This window comes from Acidobacteriota bacterium, from assembly GCA_034211275.1.
Taxonomy (GTDB): Bacteria; Acidobacteriota; Thermoanaerobaculia; order Multivoradales; family JAHZIX01; genus JAGQSE01.
Window position 1 is genome coordinate 1 of the sequence record JAXHTF010000144.1, and the last position, 17,298, is coordinate 17,298.

The 17,298-nt window shown below is 66.2% G+C and carries 10 protein-coding genes; 8 read left to right on the forward strand and 2 right to left on the reverse strand.

Going from position 1 to position 17,298, the window contains the following annotated elements; translation table 11 throughout:
* On the forward strand, positions 1–618 hold a 618-nt coding region (locus SX243_18630), incomplete at its 5' end, for an aldo/keto reductase (protein MDY7094994.1).
* Between the two features lie 25 nt (positions 619–643).
* Here the strand turns inward: SX243_18630 and SX243_18635 are convergent.
* Positions 644–3,019 carry an FG-GAP-like repeat-containing protein gene (locus tag SX243_18635; GenBank protein ID MDY7094995.1) on the reverse strand — a complete coding sequence of 792 codons (2,376 nt, stop codon included), beginning with the start codon at positions 3,017–3,019 and terminating at the stop codon, positions 644–646.
* A 255-nt stretch (positions 3,020–3,274) separates the two neighbouring features.
* On the opposite strand from SX243_18635, the gene SX243_18640 reads away from it, so the two are divergent.
* Complete coding sequence (locus tag SX243_18640; protein MDY7094996.1) at positions 3,275–4,306, forward strand: hypothetical protein; 1,032 nt, start codon at positions 3,275–3,277, stop codon at positions 4,304–4,306.
* Here the strand turns inward: SX243_18640 and SX243_18645 are convergent.
* The gene (locus SX243_18645) at positions 4,246–5,652 is read right to left on the reverse strand and encodes a PQQ-binding-like beta-propeller repeat protein (GenBank protein ID MDY7094997.1); all 1,407 of its coding nucleotides are present in this window, start codon (positions 5,650–5,652) and stop codon (positions 4,246–4,248) included. The two genes, SX243_18640 and SX243_18645, sit on opposite strands and share 61 nt — an antisense overlap.
* A 330-nt stretch (positions 5,653–5,982) precedes the next feature.
* Between SX243_18645 and SX243_18650 the strand changes: the two genes are divergently transcribed.
* The 6 genes from SX243_18650 to SX243_18675 form a co-directional block, all read left to right on the forward strand.
* A complete protein-coding gene (locus tag SX243_18650; GenBank protein ID MDY7094998.1) occupies positions 5,983–8,985 on the forward strand; it encodes a TonB-dependent receptor in 3,003 nt (1,000 codons plus the stop codon).
* A gap of 54 nt (positions 8,986–9,039) precedes the next feature.
* Positions 9,040–10,503, forward strand: a complete 1,464-nt coding sequence (locus SX243_18655; GenBank protein MDY7094999.1) for a M20/M25/M40 family metallo-hydrolase — start codon at positions 9,040–9,042, stop codon at positions 10,501–10,503.
* 29 nt (positions 10,504–10,532) lie between these two features.
* Positions 10,533–11,699, forward strand: a complete 1,167-nt coding sequence (locus tag SX243_18660; protein ID MDY7095000.1) for a hypothetical protein — start codon at positions 10,533–10,535, stop codon at positions 11,697–11,699.
* 511 nt (positions 11,700–12,210) lie between these two features.
* Positions 12,211–15,468 carry a carbamoyl-phosphate synthase large subunit gene (carB, locus tag SX243_18665; protein ID MDY7095001.1) on the forward strand — a complete coding sequence of 1,086 codons (3,258 nt, stop codon included), beginning with the start codon at positions 12,211–12,213 and terminating at the stop codon, positions 15,466–15,468.
* A gap of 99 nt (positions 15,469–15,567) precedes the next feature.
* Positions 15,568–16,659: a redox-regulated ATPase YchF gene (ychF, locus tag SX243_18670; GenBank protein MDY7095002.1), complete on the forward strand. Its 1,092-nt coding sequence runs from the start codon at positions 15,568–15,570 to the stop codon at positions 16,657–16,659.
* Positions 16,660–16,941: 282 nt separating this feature from the next.
* Positions 16,942–17,298: hypothetical protein (locus SX243_18675; protein ID MDY7095003.1), on the forward strand; the 357-nt coding region annotated here is incomplete at its 3' end.

A 17,298-nucleotide genomic window follows, 5' to 3' on the forward strand; every position in this document is an offset into this window, starting at 1 on the left:
ACCAAGGTCTGGCCCGACCACTTCGGTGAAGGAGAATTCCACGACTCGGTTCAGCGAAGCCTCGAGCGCCTGGGCCTCGACTCGGTGGACCTGCTCCTGCTGCACTGGCCGAGCTTCGAGGGCACGAGCCTCGAAGCCACGGTGCAGCGCCTCAACCAGGCGTGGGAGAAGAAGTGGGCTCGCCACATCGGCATCAGCAACTTCAACACCGCCTTGATGCAGAAGGCGTGGGCGGCGACCCAGGAGCCGCTGGTGGTCAACCAGGTGGAGTATCACCCCTTCCTCGACCAGACCGCCGTGCTGGCCGCCGTCCGCGACCACGGCATGGCGCTCACCGCCTACAGCCCGGTGGCCCAGGGCGGGGTGGCGGACGCTCCGGAGCTCACCGAAATCGCCCGCCGCCACGGCAAGAGCGAGCATCAGGTGGCGCTGCGTTGGCTGCTCCAGCAGGATAGCGTCGTGGCCATTCCCCGCACCTCCAGCGAGGAGCATTGCCGGCAGAACCTCGAGGTTTACGACTTCCGTCTGTCGAAGGAGGAGATGGAGACCATCTTCGGCCTGGCCCATTCCGGCGGTCGCATCATCTCGCCGGAGGGCCTGGCTCCCGCTTGGGATTGAAGAGACGATAGCCGCTGCAGAGGCCTCAGCCTTCTTCGGTCACCGTCAGCAGCTGGTTGCTCTCGATGGGGCCGGGGACGGTTTGGGTCTTGCCCGAGGGCCAGGTGATCTGGATCGAGTCCACCGTCTCCGCCTCGCCGAGGCCGAAGTAGAGCGGCAGGGGCGAGAAGGAGAGGTAGCCGGAGCTGCCGTCCAGCACCTTGGTGAAGGTGCGGCCGCCGGCGGTGACCACGACGCGGGTGCCGATGCCGTCGCGGTTGGAGGCGGTGCCCACCGGATCGACCTTCAGGTAGTGGATCGGATGGTTGTCGGCGAGGTCGCTGATCAGCACCAGGGGCTCGCCGTGGAACTCGTTGGTGACCACGTCCAGGTCGCCGTCCTCGTCCAGATCCCAGATCAGCGACGAGCGGCTGCCGAGGGCGCCCCAGACCTCTCGCTTGCCTTCCAGGCCCTGGCAGTGGAAGTGGTCGCTGTCGGCGCCGGAGCAGTCGAGCTCGAACCACGGGATGCCGTTGATGCCGCCGCGGCGGGGCTCGACGCCGAGGATGAACTCGGCGTCCCGGAAGCGCTGGCCGTTCTCGTTGAGGAGCACCGAGTTCACCGCGTAGCGCCAGCCGTAGCTCATGCTGGAGGCGACGAAGGCGTCCTCCCAGCCGTCGGCGTTGAGGTCACCGCTGGACAGCCCCCAGGGCCAGTAGTTCTCGGCGCCGATGAGATCCGAGATCTCCTCGAACTGTCCGTTGCCCAGATTGCGGAAGAAGGCGTTGCCGAGGACGTGGTTGCCGTCGGAGCCGGTGCCGTCGGGACCCATCATCTCGTCGGCGGGGAGCTTCTCCTTCTCTTCCTCCGGCGGGAAGTGGCGCACCATGTCGGTGTGCATGTCGGTGAGGTAGATATCCAGGCGTCCGTCGTTGTCGAAGTCGAAGATCTGGATGCCCATGGTGCCGAAGGGGGTGGCGGGGAAGAGCTGCCGGCTCTGGTCGACGAAGCGCTGGCCGCGGTCGTTGCGGTAATACTCGTCGTGCCCCTGCATGTCGCTGATGAACAGGTCCATCCAGCCGTCCTGGTCGAAGTCCACCACCGCGGCGTCGCCGTTCCAGCCTTCTTCCATCAGGCCCACCTGCTCGGACACGTCCTGGAATTTGTTCTCGCCGAGGTTGCGGTAAAGGTAGCTGCGCTCCGCCCGTTCGGGCTTGAGGTGGCCGTCGAAGGCGATCTGGTAGCCGATGTAATAGCCGCCGGGGCCCTGCTCGTCGGTGGTGTAGCGGCCGACGTTGGTGACGAAGAGGTCGAGGAGGCCGTCGCGGTCGTAGTCGAAGAAGACCGCGCCGGAGGAATGGGCCTCGAGACCGACGCCGGCCTGCTCCGTGATGTCGGTGAAGACGCCGCTGCCGTCGTTGACGAAGAGGGCGTTGCCGCCGCGCACGGAGGTGGTGAAGAGGTCCGGGTCGCCGTCGTTGTCGATGTCGCCGAAGGCGGCGGACACTCCCACCCGATCCGCCAGGCCGACGCCGGAGCCCTCGGTGATGTTCTCGAAGCGGCCGTCGCCGAGGTTGCGCCACAGCTCGTTGCTGCCGATCTGGGTGGTGAAGTAGAGATCCTGCCGGCCGTCGCCGTCGACGTCGGCGGCGATGACGCCGTTGCCGTGGTCGTAGTGGTTGGTCTTGTAGCGCTTGCCCGAGTCTTCCGTCACCTGGTTGACGAAGGTGATGCCGGACTCCGGCAGGCGGTCCGTGAGCTGGAAGTCATGGCGCACGCCAAAGGTCTTGGCGGAGCCCAGCTGGACCTCCCGGCGCTCCTCCATCCAGGCCGGATTCATGATGTCCGCCGGATAGGGGAAGGGCTTGATCTCCGCGGTGACTTCCTGGGCGTTCTGGAGCAAGGCGTCGGAGTCGGAGAAGAAACCCCGGATGCGGCCCAGACGGTCGAGGAGGGCGAGGTCGCCCTCCGCAGCCCCCGCCTTCTGACGAGCCTCGTCGAGGGCGGCGCGCAGGTGCTTCATCTGGTCCGGAGAGCCGGAAAGCACCTTCCAGCCGCCGGATTCCTGACCACCGGAGCCGGCGGCGAAGCTCACCAGCTGAACCTCTTCGCCCCAGGAGCTGCCGGCGAGGTCCTGGGCCAGCGTTTCCATCGTGTCGTCGTCACCGGCGAAGCCGGCGATCCACACTTGCCCCCGCAGCTCGTCGAGGCCGTAGGGTTGCTGCGAGGAGTCGGTGAGCTCGAACCAGGGGATCACTCCCAGGACCACCGGCTCGCCCGCTGCGGCGGGATTGGTGGTGGCTGGTTGGGTAGAAGTGGAAGGGCTTTCGGAGGGCTCGGAACAGGCTGTGGCCAAAAAGCCGCTGAGGATGAAGACCGAGATGCTCAGAACCGAGCTGAATGGGCGGATGAAGAGATGCATGGGACCCCTCGGGTAAAATCGTTGCAAGGTTGGTTGACGGTCCAAGGAAGATTAGATCATACGGCGATCGGGTTCAGAAGTTGGGCCGATCTGCGGTCTCTTCCGGAATGTCACAGAAGGGCAGGGCTTTCAGGGCCAGCTGGCTGGTTCACGGCAGTGGCCGAAGCGGGACCGGCTCTTTGCCCAAAATGTTAGAATTCCAGGATCTTGAGCTCGTCCGCAGCAGCCCATTCCGAGGGGGCCCCGAGCCCCCCGGTGTCATTCTCCAAGAAGCTTCGCATTCGTGCTTTGGCCGCCTTGGGACTGCTCCTCAACGGCGTTTTGATCTTCGCCGTTGTGGCTTGGTTCGTGCTCACCCGCGACGCTGGGCCTCGCTTCGAGGAGCGGTACGGCGAGCTGTCGGGAGCGGAGCGGGAGTCGGCTGCGGAGGGGGAAGGCTTCGTCACCGAGCGCTGGCGTTTGACCTCCACCAGCGGCCTGCGCTGCGAGATGGCGGTGCGCACGCCCACCAGCGCCGTCGAGGCCGCCAGCGCCGTCGATGCCGAGCCTCGGCCCCTGGTGCTCATCCTCGGTGGCCATCGCACCGGCCGGGACGCGGTGGAGCTATTGCCGCCGGACGACCGCTTCGTGGTGGCGGCGCTTTCCTACCCCTACCACGGCCCTGCCAAGCCCAAGGGGCTGGAGGTGGCCACGGCGCTGCCGGCCATTCGGGGGGCGCTGCTGGACGCTCCGCCCTGTCTGCGCCTGACCTTGGACCATCTGCTGCCGCGGCCGTCGGTGGACTCTGGGCGGGTGGAGATGCTGGGGGTCAGCTTGGGCGCGCCGCTGGCGGTGATCACCGGGGCGCTGGATGAGCGGATCTCCCGCGTGTGGTCCATCCACGGCGGCGGCGATCTTCCCGCCATGCTCGCCTTCAATCTGCCCGAAGAGGTGCAGAATCCGTTCTTGGGCCCTCCGGCGAAGTTTGTGGGCGGAACGTTGCTGGCCCAGCTGCAGCCGGAGCTCTACGCCGCGGAGGTCGCCCCCCGGCCGCTGGTGATGATCAACGCCGAGGACGACGAGCGCATCCCCCGGAGCTGCGTCGCCAGCCTCTATGCGGCGGCTCGGGAGCCCAAGGAGCTGCTGTGGGTGGAGGGGGAGCACGTGGGGCCGCGGCGCCAGCAGGTTCTGACGGAGCTGCTGCGGCTAGTGCTGCCGCGCATCGCGGCGGGGGTGGAAGGCGGCCCTCAGGCGTCCTCGTCGCTAGCGTCGCCTTCGCCGGAGGCACTCTCGTCCGCCGCTCCCTGATCCGCCTCTTCTTGTGGGGCTTCTTCTTGATCGGCGGGGCTGGGGAAATCGCTGGTGCTGGTGCCGTCGATACACCATAGATGGCCGCCGGTGCGCAGCAGCAGACAGCCGTCGGCGATGGCCGGCGAGGCGTTGCACTTGGTGCCGTCGAGGTCGTTTTGGCCCAGTAATTGGAATTCCTGGCTCGCTGCCAACACTGAGGTGCGGCCCCAGGTGGAGGGTACGTAGACCTTGCCATCGCCGGCCACCAGGGAGACTCGGTTGTGCCATTGCTCGAGGCGTTCCTGCCAGTAGACCTCTCCCGTCTGGGCGTCCCAGCAGGTGACCACTCCTTTGTCGGTGACCGCGAAGAACAGGCCGTTGTAGAGCACCGGACTGGCGGTGTGGGGGGCCTGGCGGGGATCCTCCCAAAGCATCTCGCGGGTGGTCTCCGCGCCGCTGCCGGCGAGCTGGAAGAAGCGGGTGTGGCGGACCCCGTGGGCGCCGCCGGAGATGCCCAGCATGTCGCCCTCGAGGACCGGGCTGGACACCAGCTGGTTGATGGGCACTGCCTCGCGCCAAAACTCCTCGCCGGTGGCGGCGGAGTAGGCGGCGATGGAACCGGAGTGGGCGACGTAGAGCTCCTCGCCGGCGCCGCGGTCGACTACCAGTGGGGTGGTGTAGGCGCAGCAGCTGTTGTCCCAGTGGATGCGCCACAGCTCCTCGCCGTTGTCCTTCGAGAACGCTCCCAGCCAGCCCTGCTGATCGTCCGCCACCACCTCCCGATCTTGGAAGAGGATCACCGAGTCCTCGGTGAGCACCGGCGAGCTCGCCGCTCCGTAGTGGGATTCGGCGATGAAGCGGGGGTCCACCTGTTGCTGCCACATCACCTGGCCGTCCAGATCGAGGGCCGCCAGGACCTCGCCGAAGAAGGCGTAGACCCGCTCACCGTCGGTCACTGGAGTCGGTGCGGCGAAGGTGTTCATGCGGTGTTTGGGCTCCTCGGGAGCGGTGAAGAGCTGGGTCTGCCACAGCTTCTCGCCGCTGGCCAGGTCGTAGGCCAGGACGATGCGGTGAAAGCGCCGGCGGCCCTGGGGGGTGGGTTCCTCCGCCTCCACGGCGGTGGTCAGAAAGATGCGGCCGGAGTGCACCACCGGTGAGGAATTGCCGCGGCCGGGGACCTCGGTTCTCCATCGGACCCCTTGGCCCTCCGCGTTCCAGGTCACCGGCAGGCCTTCGACCTCGGCGATCCCCTGCCCGTCGGAACCGTGGAAGCGGGCCCAGGACGCTTCTTCCTGGCCGCAGCCGACGGTGAGTAGAAGAAGCGCGGTGACGATGAGCCCGAGGCTGCAGCGGATGGAGTTCATACGGTGTGCTCCCGCCCCCGAATCGGGCGTTGCGAGTGTCGAACAGATCGTGGCTTGGACGCGGACTGGACGGATATTTGAGGCTAAGCTTAGCACTTGCGCGCTCGTAGGCTCTGTCGAAGCGGGGAGAAGGGCAGTCTGGATACCGTGTTACAGCAGCTATGCGCAATCTTCTTCTTGCTGCAAAGCCGCGGGCTGCGAGTTACGATGAGGTCACAAATCGTTGGAATCTCAAGTCTGCCCAGGACCTCGAAAGGCCCAGGACCTCGGTAGGCCCATGACCTCGAAAGGCCCACGACCTCGATAGGCTCGCAAGGAAGGAGGGTTCTCATGATCCTGCGCTGCTGGAAGAAGACCGCACTGCTTCTTGGATTGCTCCTGGCGCTCGGTCTGTGGGCTCCCGGAGCCCCCGCCCAGTCTCAGGCCACCACCGGAGTGATCGAAGGCGAGGTGGTGGATGAATCCGGTGCCGTGCTGCCCGGGGCGACCGTGACGTTGGTGAATACCGCCACCAACTTCACCCAGGTTCAGATCACCAACGATCAGGGGCGTTTCCGCGCTGTGCTGCTGCCCCTGGGGCCCTACAAGGTCACGGTCGAGCTGGCCGGCTTCACCACCCTGGTGCGCGAGGGCATCGAGCTCACCGTTGGGCGCACCGTGTCCCTGCGGCTGACCCTGCAGGTGTCGGCGGTGGAGGAGGAGATCGTGGTCCGCGGCGAGGCGCCCCTCATCGACACCGCCAAGACCGAGAACTCCGTCACCATCGATCGCGAGGCCCTGGAAGGGCTGCCCACCACCAACCGCAACTTCCTCGAGCTCACCAAGCTCACCCCCGGGGTGGCGGTGGTCCAGGGGCCGGACGGCGAGGAGCTCACCATCAACGGTCAGAAGGGCATCCAGAACAACATCTCGGTGGACGGTGCCGACTTCAACAACCCCTTCTTCGGCGAGCAGCGGGGCGGCCAGCGGCCGGCCTTCACCTTCAACCTGGACGCGGTGCAGGAGTTCGTGGTGGTGCCCGACGGCGCACCGGCAGAGTTCGGCCGCTCCTCCTCGGGCTTCGTCAGCGTGGTGACCAAATCCGGTACCAACACCCTCGCCGGCACCGCCCACACCTACTATCTGGACGATTCCCTGGCCGCCCGGGCGAAGCGTCAGGACGGCACCCGGGAACCGGAGTTCGACGCCGACCAGACCCAGGTGGGCTTCACCCTCGGTGGCCCGCTGCAGCGCAACGAGCTCTTCTTCTTCACCGCCCTGGACTATCAGGACGCTTCGGAGACCAAACAAAACGATCCGGCGCGCATCGAGCCGCGGGTGGTGGACGCCTACGCCGATCTCGGCAGCCCCGGAGAGAATCTGCCCATCGGCCGCACCAACGACAACGCCGCGTTCCTGGCCAAGGTCGACTGGCACGCCCGCCAGAACCAGCTCTTCACCCTACGGTTCAACTACACCGACTCGGAGCAGGTGAACGGCACCTTCGACGTCGATTCCTGGGGTCGCAGCGCCAACGCGGTGGAGCAGGATTCCTCCCGGGCCTGGAGCGGCTCGTTGGTCTCCAATCTGTCCAGTAACCTGCTCAACGAGCTGCGTTTCCAATACGCCGTGGAGGATCGCCCGCGGCCCTACGAGGGGCCCATCAATCCCGCCACCGGCCGCCCCTTTCCGGACACCGCCTTCGACTTCCTCCGCGGCTATCGCTTCGGCATGCCCTTCTTCATCCCGGTGATCTACGACGACACCCGCTACCAGATCAACAACAACCTCACCTGGCTGAAGAATCAGCACACCATCAAGGCCGGGGTGGAGTACAACCGCACCGAGGCCTTTCAGACCTTCCTCGGCTTCGCCAACGGCCGCTTCATCTTCAGCTCCACCGACGGCTTCCTCAACTATCTGGAGAATCCCGATTACGTGGAATGCTCCGACGGCAGCTCGTCCTTCGCCGGCGTTTGCCCGGCGGGCACGGACATCACCGGGCCGGTGCTGCTCTATCTGCAGCAGGCCGGCGTCGGGGGCCTGACGGTGGAGCAGGCGGGGACCCAGACCATCACCCAGGAGGAGCCGGCGGTGTTCGTTCAGGACACCTGGCAGCCCCGTTCCAACCTGACGGTGACCTACGGCCTGCGCTGGGAGGCCCAGATCCAGCCGGATTTGATCACCCCCCGGGATGAGCTCTTCTACGCCGATTTCATCGGCCAGACGGTGACCACCGAGGCCGGACCGCAGGAGTTTCCCTCCAACGGCGACATCCCCTCCGACGAGGATCTGTGGCAGCCGCGGCTGGGGGTGACCTGGGACCCGTGGAGCGACGGCAAGACGGTGGTGCGGGCCAACGCCGGGATTTACTACGCCCGCATCCCAGGCCTGGTGCTGGCCTCCAGCCGCTCCACCGATGGCAGCCGCGGGCAGAGCCTGTTTCGCAGCAGCGCCGCCACGCCCTTCCTGGGGGCTCCGCCGGCGTATGGGGACCTGATTCCGGCGGACCAGATCGGCGATCCGGTGCTGCCCGACGTCTTCGTCTTCGACAAGGACTTCCAGAACCCGGAGACCACCGCCGCCGCCATCGCCGTGGAGCGGGAGTTCATCCCCGGCTGGGTCGGGCTGGTGAAGTTCAATTACGCCCGCACCAAGCATCTGACTCGCTTCGTCAACCGCAACGATCCGCTCCTGGGATCCCCCTGGAGCACCGGCTTGGGCCCCGACGGCAGCAACGGCATCAACAACTTGACCACGGTGGAGTCCTCCGCCGACAGCCTGTACCAGGGCTATACCTTCGGCATCACCAAGCGCCGGGGCAAGGTGCAGATGCAGGCCTATTACACCTATTCCAAGGACCGATCCAACGACGACAACGAGCGCGATCCGTTCTCCTTCCGCTACGCCCGCATCACCGATCTGGACAAGGAGTGGAGCTATTCCGACCGCGATCAGCGGGACCGCTTCAACGCGTGGGTGCTGTGGCAGGCGCCGTGGGGGATCCAGGTCAACGCGAGCTACTCCTACCGCTCGCCCCAGCCCCTTTCCATCACCGAGGACGGCACGGTGGCGGAGACTCCCCAGGACCGCATCAACGACGACGGCACGGTGACCCGGCGCAACCTGGGGCGCAAGGACAACAAGTTCTCCAGCCTCAATCTGCGGGTGTCGAAGCTGTTCCAGGTGGGCAATGTCCAGGTCGAGGGCATCGTCGACGTCTTCAACGTCTTCAACAGCGAGAACTTTCGCACGCCGGAGGTCACCAACCTGATCTTCAACTTCGACGGCACCGTCACCAGCGGCCTCGGCGACCCGCGGCAGATCCAGCTGGGGGTGCGGGTGGTGTTCTGAGGGTGCATTCGCGAGTATCCTAGGGCCTCCCCAGTCAACCCATCAGGAGGTCCCATGCGCTCCATCGCCTCGATCCTCGTCGCCCTCGCTCTTCTCTGTGCCGCCGGTGTCCCGGTCTCGGCGACGCCGGCGGAGACCCAGGAACGGTCCCTCGCCGAGATCTACCAGGAGCCCGCCGGGCAGATTCTCGGCGCTGCGTTGGTGGATGAGCAGGGGTGGCGGGATCTGACCTACCTGACCACCGTCATCGGCCATCGCTTGAGCGGCTCACCGCAGCTCGAGGAAGCCATCGACTGGGCGCTGCAGCGGATGCGCGAGGACGGCCTCGACACCGCTCACCGGCAGCCGGTGATGGTGCCGCATTGGGTGCGCGGTGACGAGAGTGCGGAGGTGCTGGCGCCGCGGCCCCGGCGGCTCAACATCCTGGGCCTCGGCCGCAGCGTCGGCACGCCGCCGGAGGGCATCACCGCGCCGGTGGTGGTGGTGGAGAGCTTCGACGAGCTGGAGGCCCTGGGCCGCGAGGCGGTGGAGGGCAAGATCGTGGCCTACGCGGTGCCCTGGGTGGGCTATCGCGGCACCGTCGCCTACCGCAGCCGAGGGGCTTCCCGGGCGGCGGCGCTGGGAGCGGTGGCGGTCCTGGTGCGCTCCGCCACCGGCAGCAGCCTCGACACGCCCCACACCGGCGCCCTGCGCTACGACGACGAGCAGCCCCAGATCCCCGCAGCTTCCATGACCCCGGAGGATAGCGAGTGGTTCAAGCGCATGGAGGCGTTGGGCCAGGAAGTGACGGTGCGGCTGAAGATGGAAGCCAAGACGCTGGAGGACGCTCTCTCCGCCAACCTGGTAGTGGAGATCCCCGGCCGCGAGAAGCCGGAAGAGGTGGTGGTCATGGGCGGCCACTACGACTCCTGGGACGTGGGCCAGGGCGCTCACGACGACGGTGCTGCCTGCGTCGCCGCCTGGCGGGCGCTGGCGCTGATCCATCAGCTCGGCCTGCAGCCCCGGCGCACTCTGCGGGTGGTGCTGTGGACTAATGAGGAGAATGGCCTGGCCGGCGGCCGGGCCTATCACGAGAACCTGGGGGAAGCGGTGAGGCAGCACGTCGCCGCCATCGAGATGGACGGCGGAGCGGAGATGCCGGTGGGCTTCGCCCTGGGCTGGGCCGGCGTCGGCCGCGACAGCGAGGATCCGGAGGCCGACAGCCCCGACTTCGCCGCCGCCATGGATACCCTGCGGGACATCGCCCAGCTGCTGGCGGCCATCGAGGCGGATGAGATCACGTCCGGCGGCGGCGGTGCGGACATCGGACCGCTGATGCGTGACGGCGTGCCGGGCCTCGCCCTACGCACCGTCGGCGAGCATTACTTCGACTGGCACCACACCAACGCCGACACCCTGGACAAGGTGGACCCCACGGCCTTCCGCCGCGCCATCGCCATGCTCGGCATCATGGGCTACGTGCTGGCGGACATGCCCGGCCGGCTGCTGCCACCGGAGTTCGAGAGCCCGCATCCGTGAGTTGCATTCTGACCCTCGGAGGGCACCCCTTGCGATTCATCCCATCCGCGCTTCGCCGGTCTTCGGTGGTGGCCTCGGCCACGCTCCTGACGCTCTTCTCGATGACGCTGGGCATCGCCGTGGCGGCGCAGGAGCCCTCCGCTCCCGCGGAACCGGCAACGGCGTCCCCTGTTTCGGCTTCCGGGGCCCCCGTCTCGGCCGAGTCGTCCCCCAAGATCCCGCGGGTCGTGGATGCGGCGCCGGCGGAGCAGGCAGGGCCGGCGCCGGATCATCTGGAGCTGCACGAGACCTTGGCGGTGAAGGTCGAGGGATTGAAGGCGCTCATCGGAGCGGACGCCGAGAGCTGTTACGACCTCCGCCTCTACCTCGACGGCCAGCCCATTCAGAGTCTCCAGCCGGAGCGCTGCCTGCTCCAGTCGGAAGCCGTCTGGTTCCAGCTCTGGCGCATCGACCGCGCCGGGGAGAAGGTTTGGCTCGATCTCTTGGCGGAGCGGGAGGGGCTTTCGGCGCGGGTGGACGTGACCCTGGGATTGAAGGGCGAAGACCCTCTGCCCACGGAAGTGCGCGGCAACCGGGACCGCATCCTGCGGCTGGTGCCGCCGGAGATTCTGAGCGCCGCGGTTGGTGTTCTGGTGGTCTCCTTCTTCGCCTTCCTGTGGCTCAACCGGCGCACCGGCATTCTGCGCGAGAGCGTCGAACCCGGGACCGACCGGGCGGCCCGGCGGCGGGCGCCCTACAGCCTGGCGCGGGTGCAGGTGGCGTGGTGGTTCTTCCTGATCCTCGGCAGCTTCCTCTTCATCTCCATCCTGGCCGGTGACATGGCGGCGATCCCGTCCTCGGTCCTGGGCCTGATGACCATCGCCGCCGGTACCTACATGGGATCGGAGATCATCGACGAAGGGATGGAGGAGAGGGAAGAGGGTGCCGAGGAGGCCGCAGAGGAGCCTCCCCCTCCCCAGCCTCGCTCCCGAGGCTTGTTGATGGACGTCCTCTCCGGACCCAGCGGTCACGTCGCCTTCTATTGCTTCCAGATCGTGGTGTGGACGCTGGTGGTGGGGGGCTTCTTCGTCCTCAACGTGGTGCGCAATCTGGCCATGCCCGACATCCCCATCGGACTGCTGGGCCTGATGGGCATCAGCGGTGGAACCTACCTGGGCATGAAGTTCCCGGCGGAAGAGCGCCGCGGCGAGGGTTGAACGGATTCAATCAAGTACCGGAACCGTCTACTAGCCGGCGGATCGAACGGGATGAGATGAGACAGGCTCTTCGCCTGAGGCGACCGGTAGGTTCGAGATCAGTAACCCTGGACCTTCGTCATTTGCGCGGGTAGGAGGTGTGAGTCGACGAGGCGGCTCCGCCCCGGGATCAATCCCGGGGCTACCCAGGACGCCGCCGGATGAATCCGGCTCCCAGAATCTCGATCCACCGATCTTGCGTTCCGGAGCCGGCGGAGCCGGCGGAATTTGAGTAGCCCGGGGATTGGATCCCCGGGTGGAGGTGCTGAAACCACAGCCATTTCCTGTTTCACTTCTCCTCGCTGTCACCACCGTCGTCCTTTCCGCTTTCGCGGGAGTGACCAACTTCGGAGTGCTCGCGAATAGGGAATGTGAACCCTCGACTTCTCCAGGCAAGCTGCAGGTCAGGACCCTACCCCTCCAGGTCGGGCTGTCCCGCGGCCGCGGAATCTAGGGTAAACTCCACCGCCAAATGCCGAAACGCACCGACATCCACTCGATCCTCATCGTGGGCTCCGGCCCCATCGTCATCGGCCAGGCCTGCGAGTTCGACTACTCCGGAACCCAGGCGTGCCGCGTGCTGCGCCGGGAGGGCTACCGGGTCATCCTGGTCAACTCCAACCCGGCCACCATCATGACCGACCCGGAGTTCGCCGACGTCACCTACGTCGAGCCCCTGACTCCGCCCATGGTGGCGAAGATCATCGAGCGCGAGCGCCCCGACGCCCTGCTGCCGACGGTGGGTGGTCAGACCGGTATCAATCTGGCGGTGGCGCTGGACCGCAGCGGCGTCCTCGAACGCTTCAACGTCGAGCTTCTGGGGGCGAATATTGCCGCGCTGCAGCTGGGGGAAGACCGCCAGCAGTTCAAGGCAGCGATGCTGGAGATCGGCCTCCAGGTGCCGAAGAGCGGCATCGCCAACAGCCGCCGGGAGGCGCGGGAGCTGGCCGTCCAGATCGGCTACCCGATCATCATCCGTCCCAGCTTCACCCTCGGCGGCGAGGGCGGCGGCGTCGCCTACAACCGCGATGAATTCGAAGAGGTGGTCTCCACCGCGCTGCAGGCGAGCCCGGCCCATCAGGCCCTGCTGGAAGCCTCGGTGCTGGGCTGGAAGGAATTCGAGCTGGAGGTTATCCGGGACCGCGCCGACAACGCCATCGTGGTGTGCTCGGTGGAGAATATCGACGCCATGGGCGTCCACACCGGCGACTCCGTCACCGTGGCGCCGCAGCAGACTCTCTCGGACCGCGAATACCAGGAGATGCGCGACGACGCCTTCCGGGTGATTCGGCGGGTGGGGGTGGCCACCGGCGGCTCCAACATCCAATTCGCCGTCAACCCCGAGACCGGCGAGCGGGTGGTCATCGAGATGAATCCCCGGGTCTCCCGCAGCTCGGCCCTGGCGTCCAAGGCCACCGGCTTTCCCATCGCCAAGATCGCCGCCCTGCTGGCGGTGGGCTACACCCTCGACGAGATTCCCAACGACATCACCGGCGAGACCTACGCCGCCTTCGAGCCGAGTCTCGACTACACGGTGGTCAAGATCCCCCGCTGGGCGTTCGAAAAATTCCCCCAGACTCAGCCGGTGCTGGGCACCTCGATGAAATCCGTCGGCGAGGTCATGGCCCTGGGCTCGAACTTCCAGGAGGCTTTGCTCAAGGGCATGGCCTCGCTGGAGCTGGACGGCGACGGTGCCTCCATCGAAGCTCAGATGACCGACGACTTGGAGCTACGCCGGCGGTTGGTGACCCCCAACTGGCAGCGCCTCTTCGCCGTCTTCGCGGCACTGCGCCACGGCTGGACGGTGGAGCGGGTGGCGGAGTCCACCCAGATCAACCCCTGGTTCCTGCATCAGATTCAGGAGATCGTGCAGCTGGAGGCGGCGGTGCAGGAGGCGGGGTTGGAGGGCGCCTCCAAGATCCTCCTCCGCCGGGCCAAAGAGGCCGGCCTCTCCGACACCCGCCTGCGCACCCTCTTGGGCTGCGGTGCCGAGGAGCTCCAGGAGGCGCTGGATGCCGCTGGGCTCCGGCGGGTCTACAAGCGCGTCGACACCTGCGCCGCCGAGTTCCCCGCCACCACGCCCTATCTCTACTCGACCTACGGCGAGGAGGACGAGATCGACGCCGACGACCGGCCCAAGATCCTCATCCTCGGCTCCGGCCCCAACCGCATCGGCCAGGGCATCGAATTCGACTACTGCTGCGTCCACGCCGCCTACGCGCTCTCCGACGCCGGGTACGAGACCATCATGGTCAACTGCAACCCGGAGACCGTCTCCACCGACTACGACACCTCCGACCGCCTCTACTTCGAGCCCCTGACCTTGGAGCACGTGCTGGCCATCATCGAGCGCGAGAAGCCCCAGGGGGTCATCGTCCAGCTCGGTGGCCAAACGCCCCTCAAGCTCGCCCGCGGCCTGGAAGCGGCGGGAGTGCCGATCCTGGGTACGCCGCCGGATGCCATCGACCTGGCGGAGGATCGGGAGCGTTTCGGGGCGCTGCTGGAGGAGGAGGGCATCCGCTGTCCGGAGAACGCCATGGCGTCCTCCGTCGAGGAAGCCCTGGAGGCGGCGCGGCGCATCGGCTTCCCGTTGCTGGTACGCCCGAGCTACGTCCTCGGCGGCCGCGCCATGGCCATCTGCTACTCCGAAGGCACCCTGGCCCGCTATATCCAGGAGGCCTCGCTGGTCTCCGAGGGCGCTCCGGTGCTGCTGGACCGCTTCCTGGAAGACGCCTTCGAGGTCGACCTCGACCTGCTCTCTGACGGCAAGACTGCGGTGGTCGGCGGCATCCTCCAACACATCGAGGAGGCGGGCATCCACTCCGGCGACTCGGCGGCGGTGCTGCCGCCCTACCGCGTCGGCGACGAGCAGCTCGAAGAGATGCGCCTCATCGCCCGCCGCCTGGCTCTGCGCCTTGGCGTGGTGGGCTTGATGAACGTTCAATTCGCTCTCCACGAGGGCCAGGTCTACGTTCTCGAGGTCAACCCCCGCGCCTCCCGCACCGTGCCCTTCATCGCCAAGGCGGTGGGGGTGCCCCTGGTGCGGCTGGCATCGCTGGTGATGGCCGGGGAGAAGACCTTGGAGGATCTGGGCTTCACCGAGGAGCCGCCGGTGCCGGGAATCTTCGTCAAGGCCCCGGTCTTCCCCTTCCGCCGCTTCCCCGGCGTCGACCCGGTGCTGGGCCCGGAGATGAAGAGCACCGGCGAGGTCATGGGCCACAGCGCCAGCTTCGGCAGCGCCTTCGCCAAGGCCTGGCTCGGCGCCGGCCACAAGCTGCCCTTGAAGGGCACCGCCTTCCTCTCCGTCCACGACCACGACAAAGAAGCCCTGCTGCCCACCGCCCTGCGCCTGCGCCAGCTCGGCTTCCACCTGGTGGCCACCCACGGCACCGCCCGCTATCTGACGGAGCAGGGGATCACCGTCAAGCCCATTCGCAAGGTCCACGAGACCCGCCCCCACGTGGCGGATCACCTGATCAACGGCGAGATCGACCTGGTGATCAACACCCCCCTGGGCCGCGAGTCGCACCAGGACGACAAGGTCATCCGTCAAACCGCCCTGCGCTACGACATCCCCTGCATCACCACCCTCTCCGGCGCCCGCGCCGCCGTCGAAGGCATCGCCGCCATGCGCCGCGACGGCCTCGACGCCCGCTCCTTGCAGGACCTGCATCAGGCGTTGGCGGCGGGGGAGATGCCGCGGCCGGATGCCTCTCCTTCCAAGACCTGATAGCCTCTAGTGCTTCGCGTTTGAGCTCTTTCCAGCGAAGGGCCGACCCAACTCAAAATCCGGCCTCCCAGCAGGCCGTTCAACTTCTGGATCGACATCATGGGATTCAACTGCGGCATCGTGGGCCTGCCCAATGTGGGCAAATCGACCCTGTTCAACGCTCTCACCCGCTCCGGCATCGCGGCGGAAAACTTCCCCTTCTGCACCATCGAGCCCAACACCGGCGTGGTTCCGGTGCCGGATCCGCGCTTGTACAAAATCGCCGACCTGGTGCAGCCCCAGAAGACCCTCCCCACCACCATGGAGTTCGTCGACATCGCCGGCCTGGTGAAGGGTGCCTCCAAGGGTGAGGGCCTGGGCAATCAATTCCTCGCCAACATCCGCGAGGCCGACGCCATCGCCCACGTGGTGCGCTGTTTCGAGAATGACAACGTGGTCCACGTCTCCGCCCAGATCAGCCCCGCCGACGACATCGCGGTGATCAACACCGAGCTGGCCCTGGCAGACCTGGAAACGGTGGAGAAGGCCCACCAGCGCGCCACCCGCAACGCCAAGGGCGGTGACAAGGAAGCCATCGCCCTCAAGGCGGTGCTGGAGAAGATCCAGCCGCACCTGGACGAGACCAAGCCCCTGCGCTCCTTCCCCCTCACCCCCGAAGAGCGCAAAACCCTCCGCCCCCTGCACCTGCTGACCTTGAAGCCCACCATGTACATCGCCAACGTCGACGAGGACGGCTTCGAAAACAACCCCCACCTCGACGCCGTCCGCGCCATCGCCGCGGAGGAAGACGCCGTGGTGGTGGAGATCTGCAACAAACTAGAAGCGGAGATCGCCGAGCTCGACGACGACGAGCGCCAGGAGTTCCTCGCCGACCTCGGCATGGAAGAGCCCGGCCTCGACCGCGTCATCCGCGCCGGCTACGAGCTCCTCGGCCTCCACACCTTCTTCACCGCCGGCCCCAAAGAAGTCCGCGCCTGGACCATCCCCATTGGCGCCACCGCCCCCCAAGCCGCCGGCAAAATCCACACCGACTTCCAACGCGGCTTCATCCGCGCCGAAGTCATCTCCTACGAAGACTTCCTAGCCCTCGGCGGCGAGCAGGCCGCAAAGGAAGCCGGCCGGCTGCGGAGTGAGGGGAAGGAGTATGTGGTGCAGGATGGGGATGTGGTGCATTTTCGGTTTAATGTTTGAGGGTTGGGAGCTTCCGTCCAGTGCAGGAAATTTATTTTATAATTAAAGTTACTATTTGCGCTGCTTATTTCTTGACCAGGTTGTATCTCTATACTAGTCTTCTTTCGGTGGGGGTTTGGGCTCTTAAAGGTCTTGGGTTGGACTTATTAGCCCAGTGCTGCCAGCAAGATGGAGATGGGTGCTCTCTTCGACTTTCGCTTTCTTAGGGTGGTGTAGGGGCTATGTCTAGGCTGTGCTAGCTTCTGAAGAATTTCTGATAATTCCTTGTGGAGCTTTTGGCTTATGGAGAGGTATGGACAGTTCTTTGTCGAGGCCAGGCCTTTTCAGTTTGATGTCTCTAATTTCTTCCGCGTAGGTTTAGGGTGTGGGCCGGTTGGCTGCATCTCTCTTTTGGCAATGGTACCGGCGCTGATCGTTACAAATGGTCTGTTCACCTTCATGGGGCCCTCGGCTCCCGGGAGCGGGTTTGATCAATTTGTAGTCTTCCTGTCTTGCGTGCTGTCGCTGACTTTTCTGTTTTCAATAGCTTTGCTCGCATTGAGGTATATTTTTGTTGCTAATCGTGAGCGCGAGCGTGAGTCGCAGGCGACTACCGAATTTCTTCGTGGGTCGCTCGTCTGGTTTAAGGAGCGATATGAC

Bases quoted from the DNA above. Each gene is read 5' to 3' on its own strand.
- SX243_18655 (MDY7094999.1), top strand. From the start codon at position 9,040: ATGCGCTCCATCGCCTCGATCCTCGTCGCCCTCGCTCTTCTCTGTGCC.
- SX243_18635 (MDY7094995.1), bottom strand. From the start codon at position 3,019: ATGCATCTCTTCATCCGCCCATTCAGCTCGGTTCTGAGCATCTCGGTC.
- ychF (MDY7095002.1), top strand. From the start codon at position 15,568: ATGGGATTCAACTGCGGCATCGTGGGCCTGCCCAATGTGGGCAAATCG.
- carB (MDY7095001.1), top strand. From the start codon at position 12,211: ATGCCGAAACGCACCGACATCCACTCGATCCTCATCGTGGGCTCCGGC.
- SX243_18645 (MDY7094997.1), bottom strand. From the start codon at position 5,652: ATGAACTCCATCCGCTGCAGCCTCGGGCTCATCGTCACCGCGCTTCTT.
- SX243_18650 (MDY7094998.1), top strand. From the start codon at position 5,983: ATGATCCTGCGCTGCTGGAAGAAGACCGCACTGCTTCTTGGATTGCTC.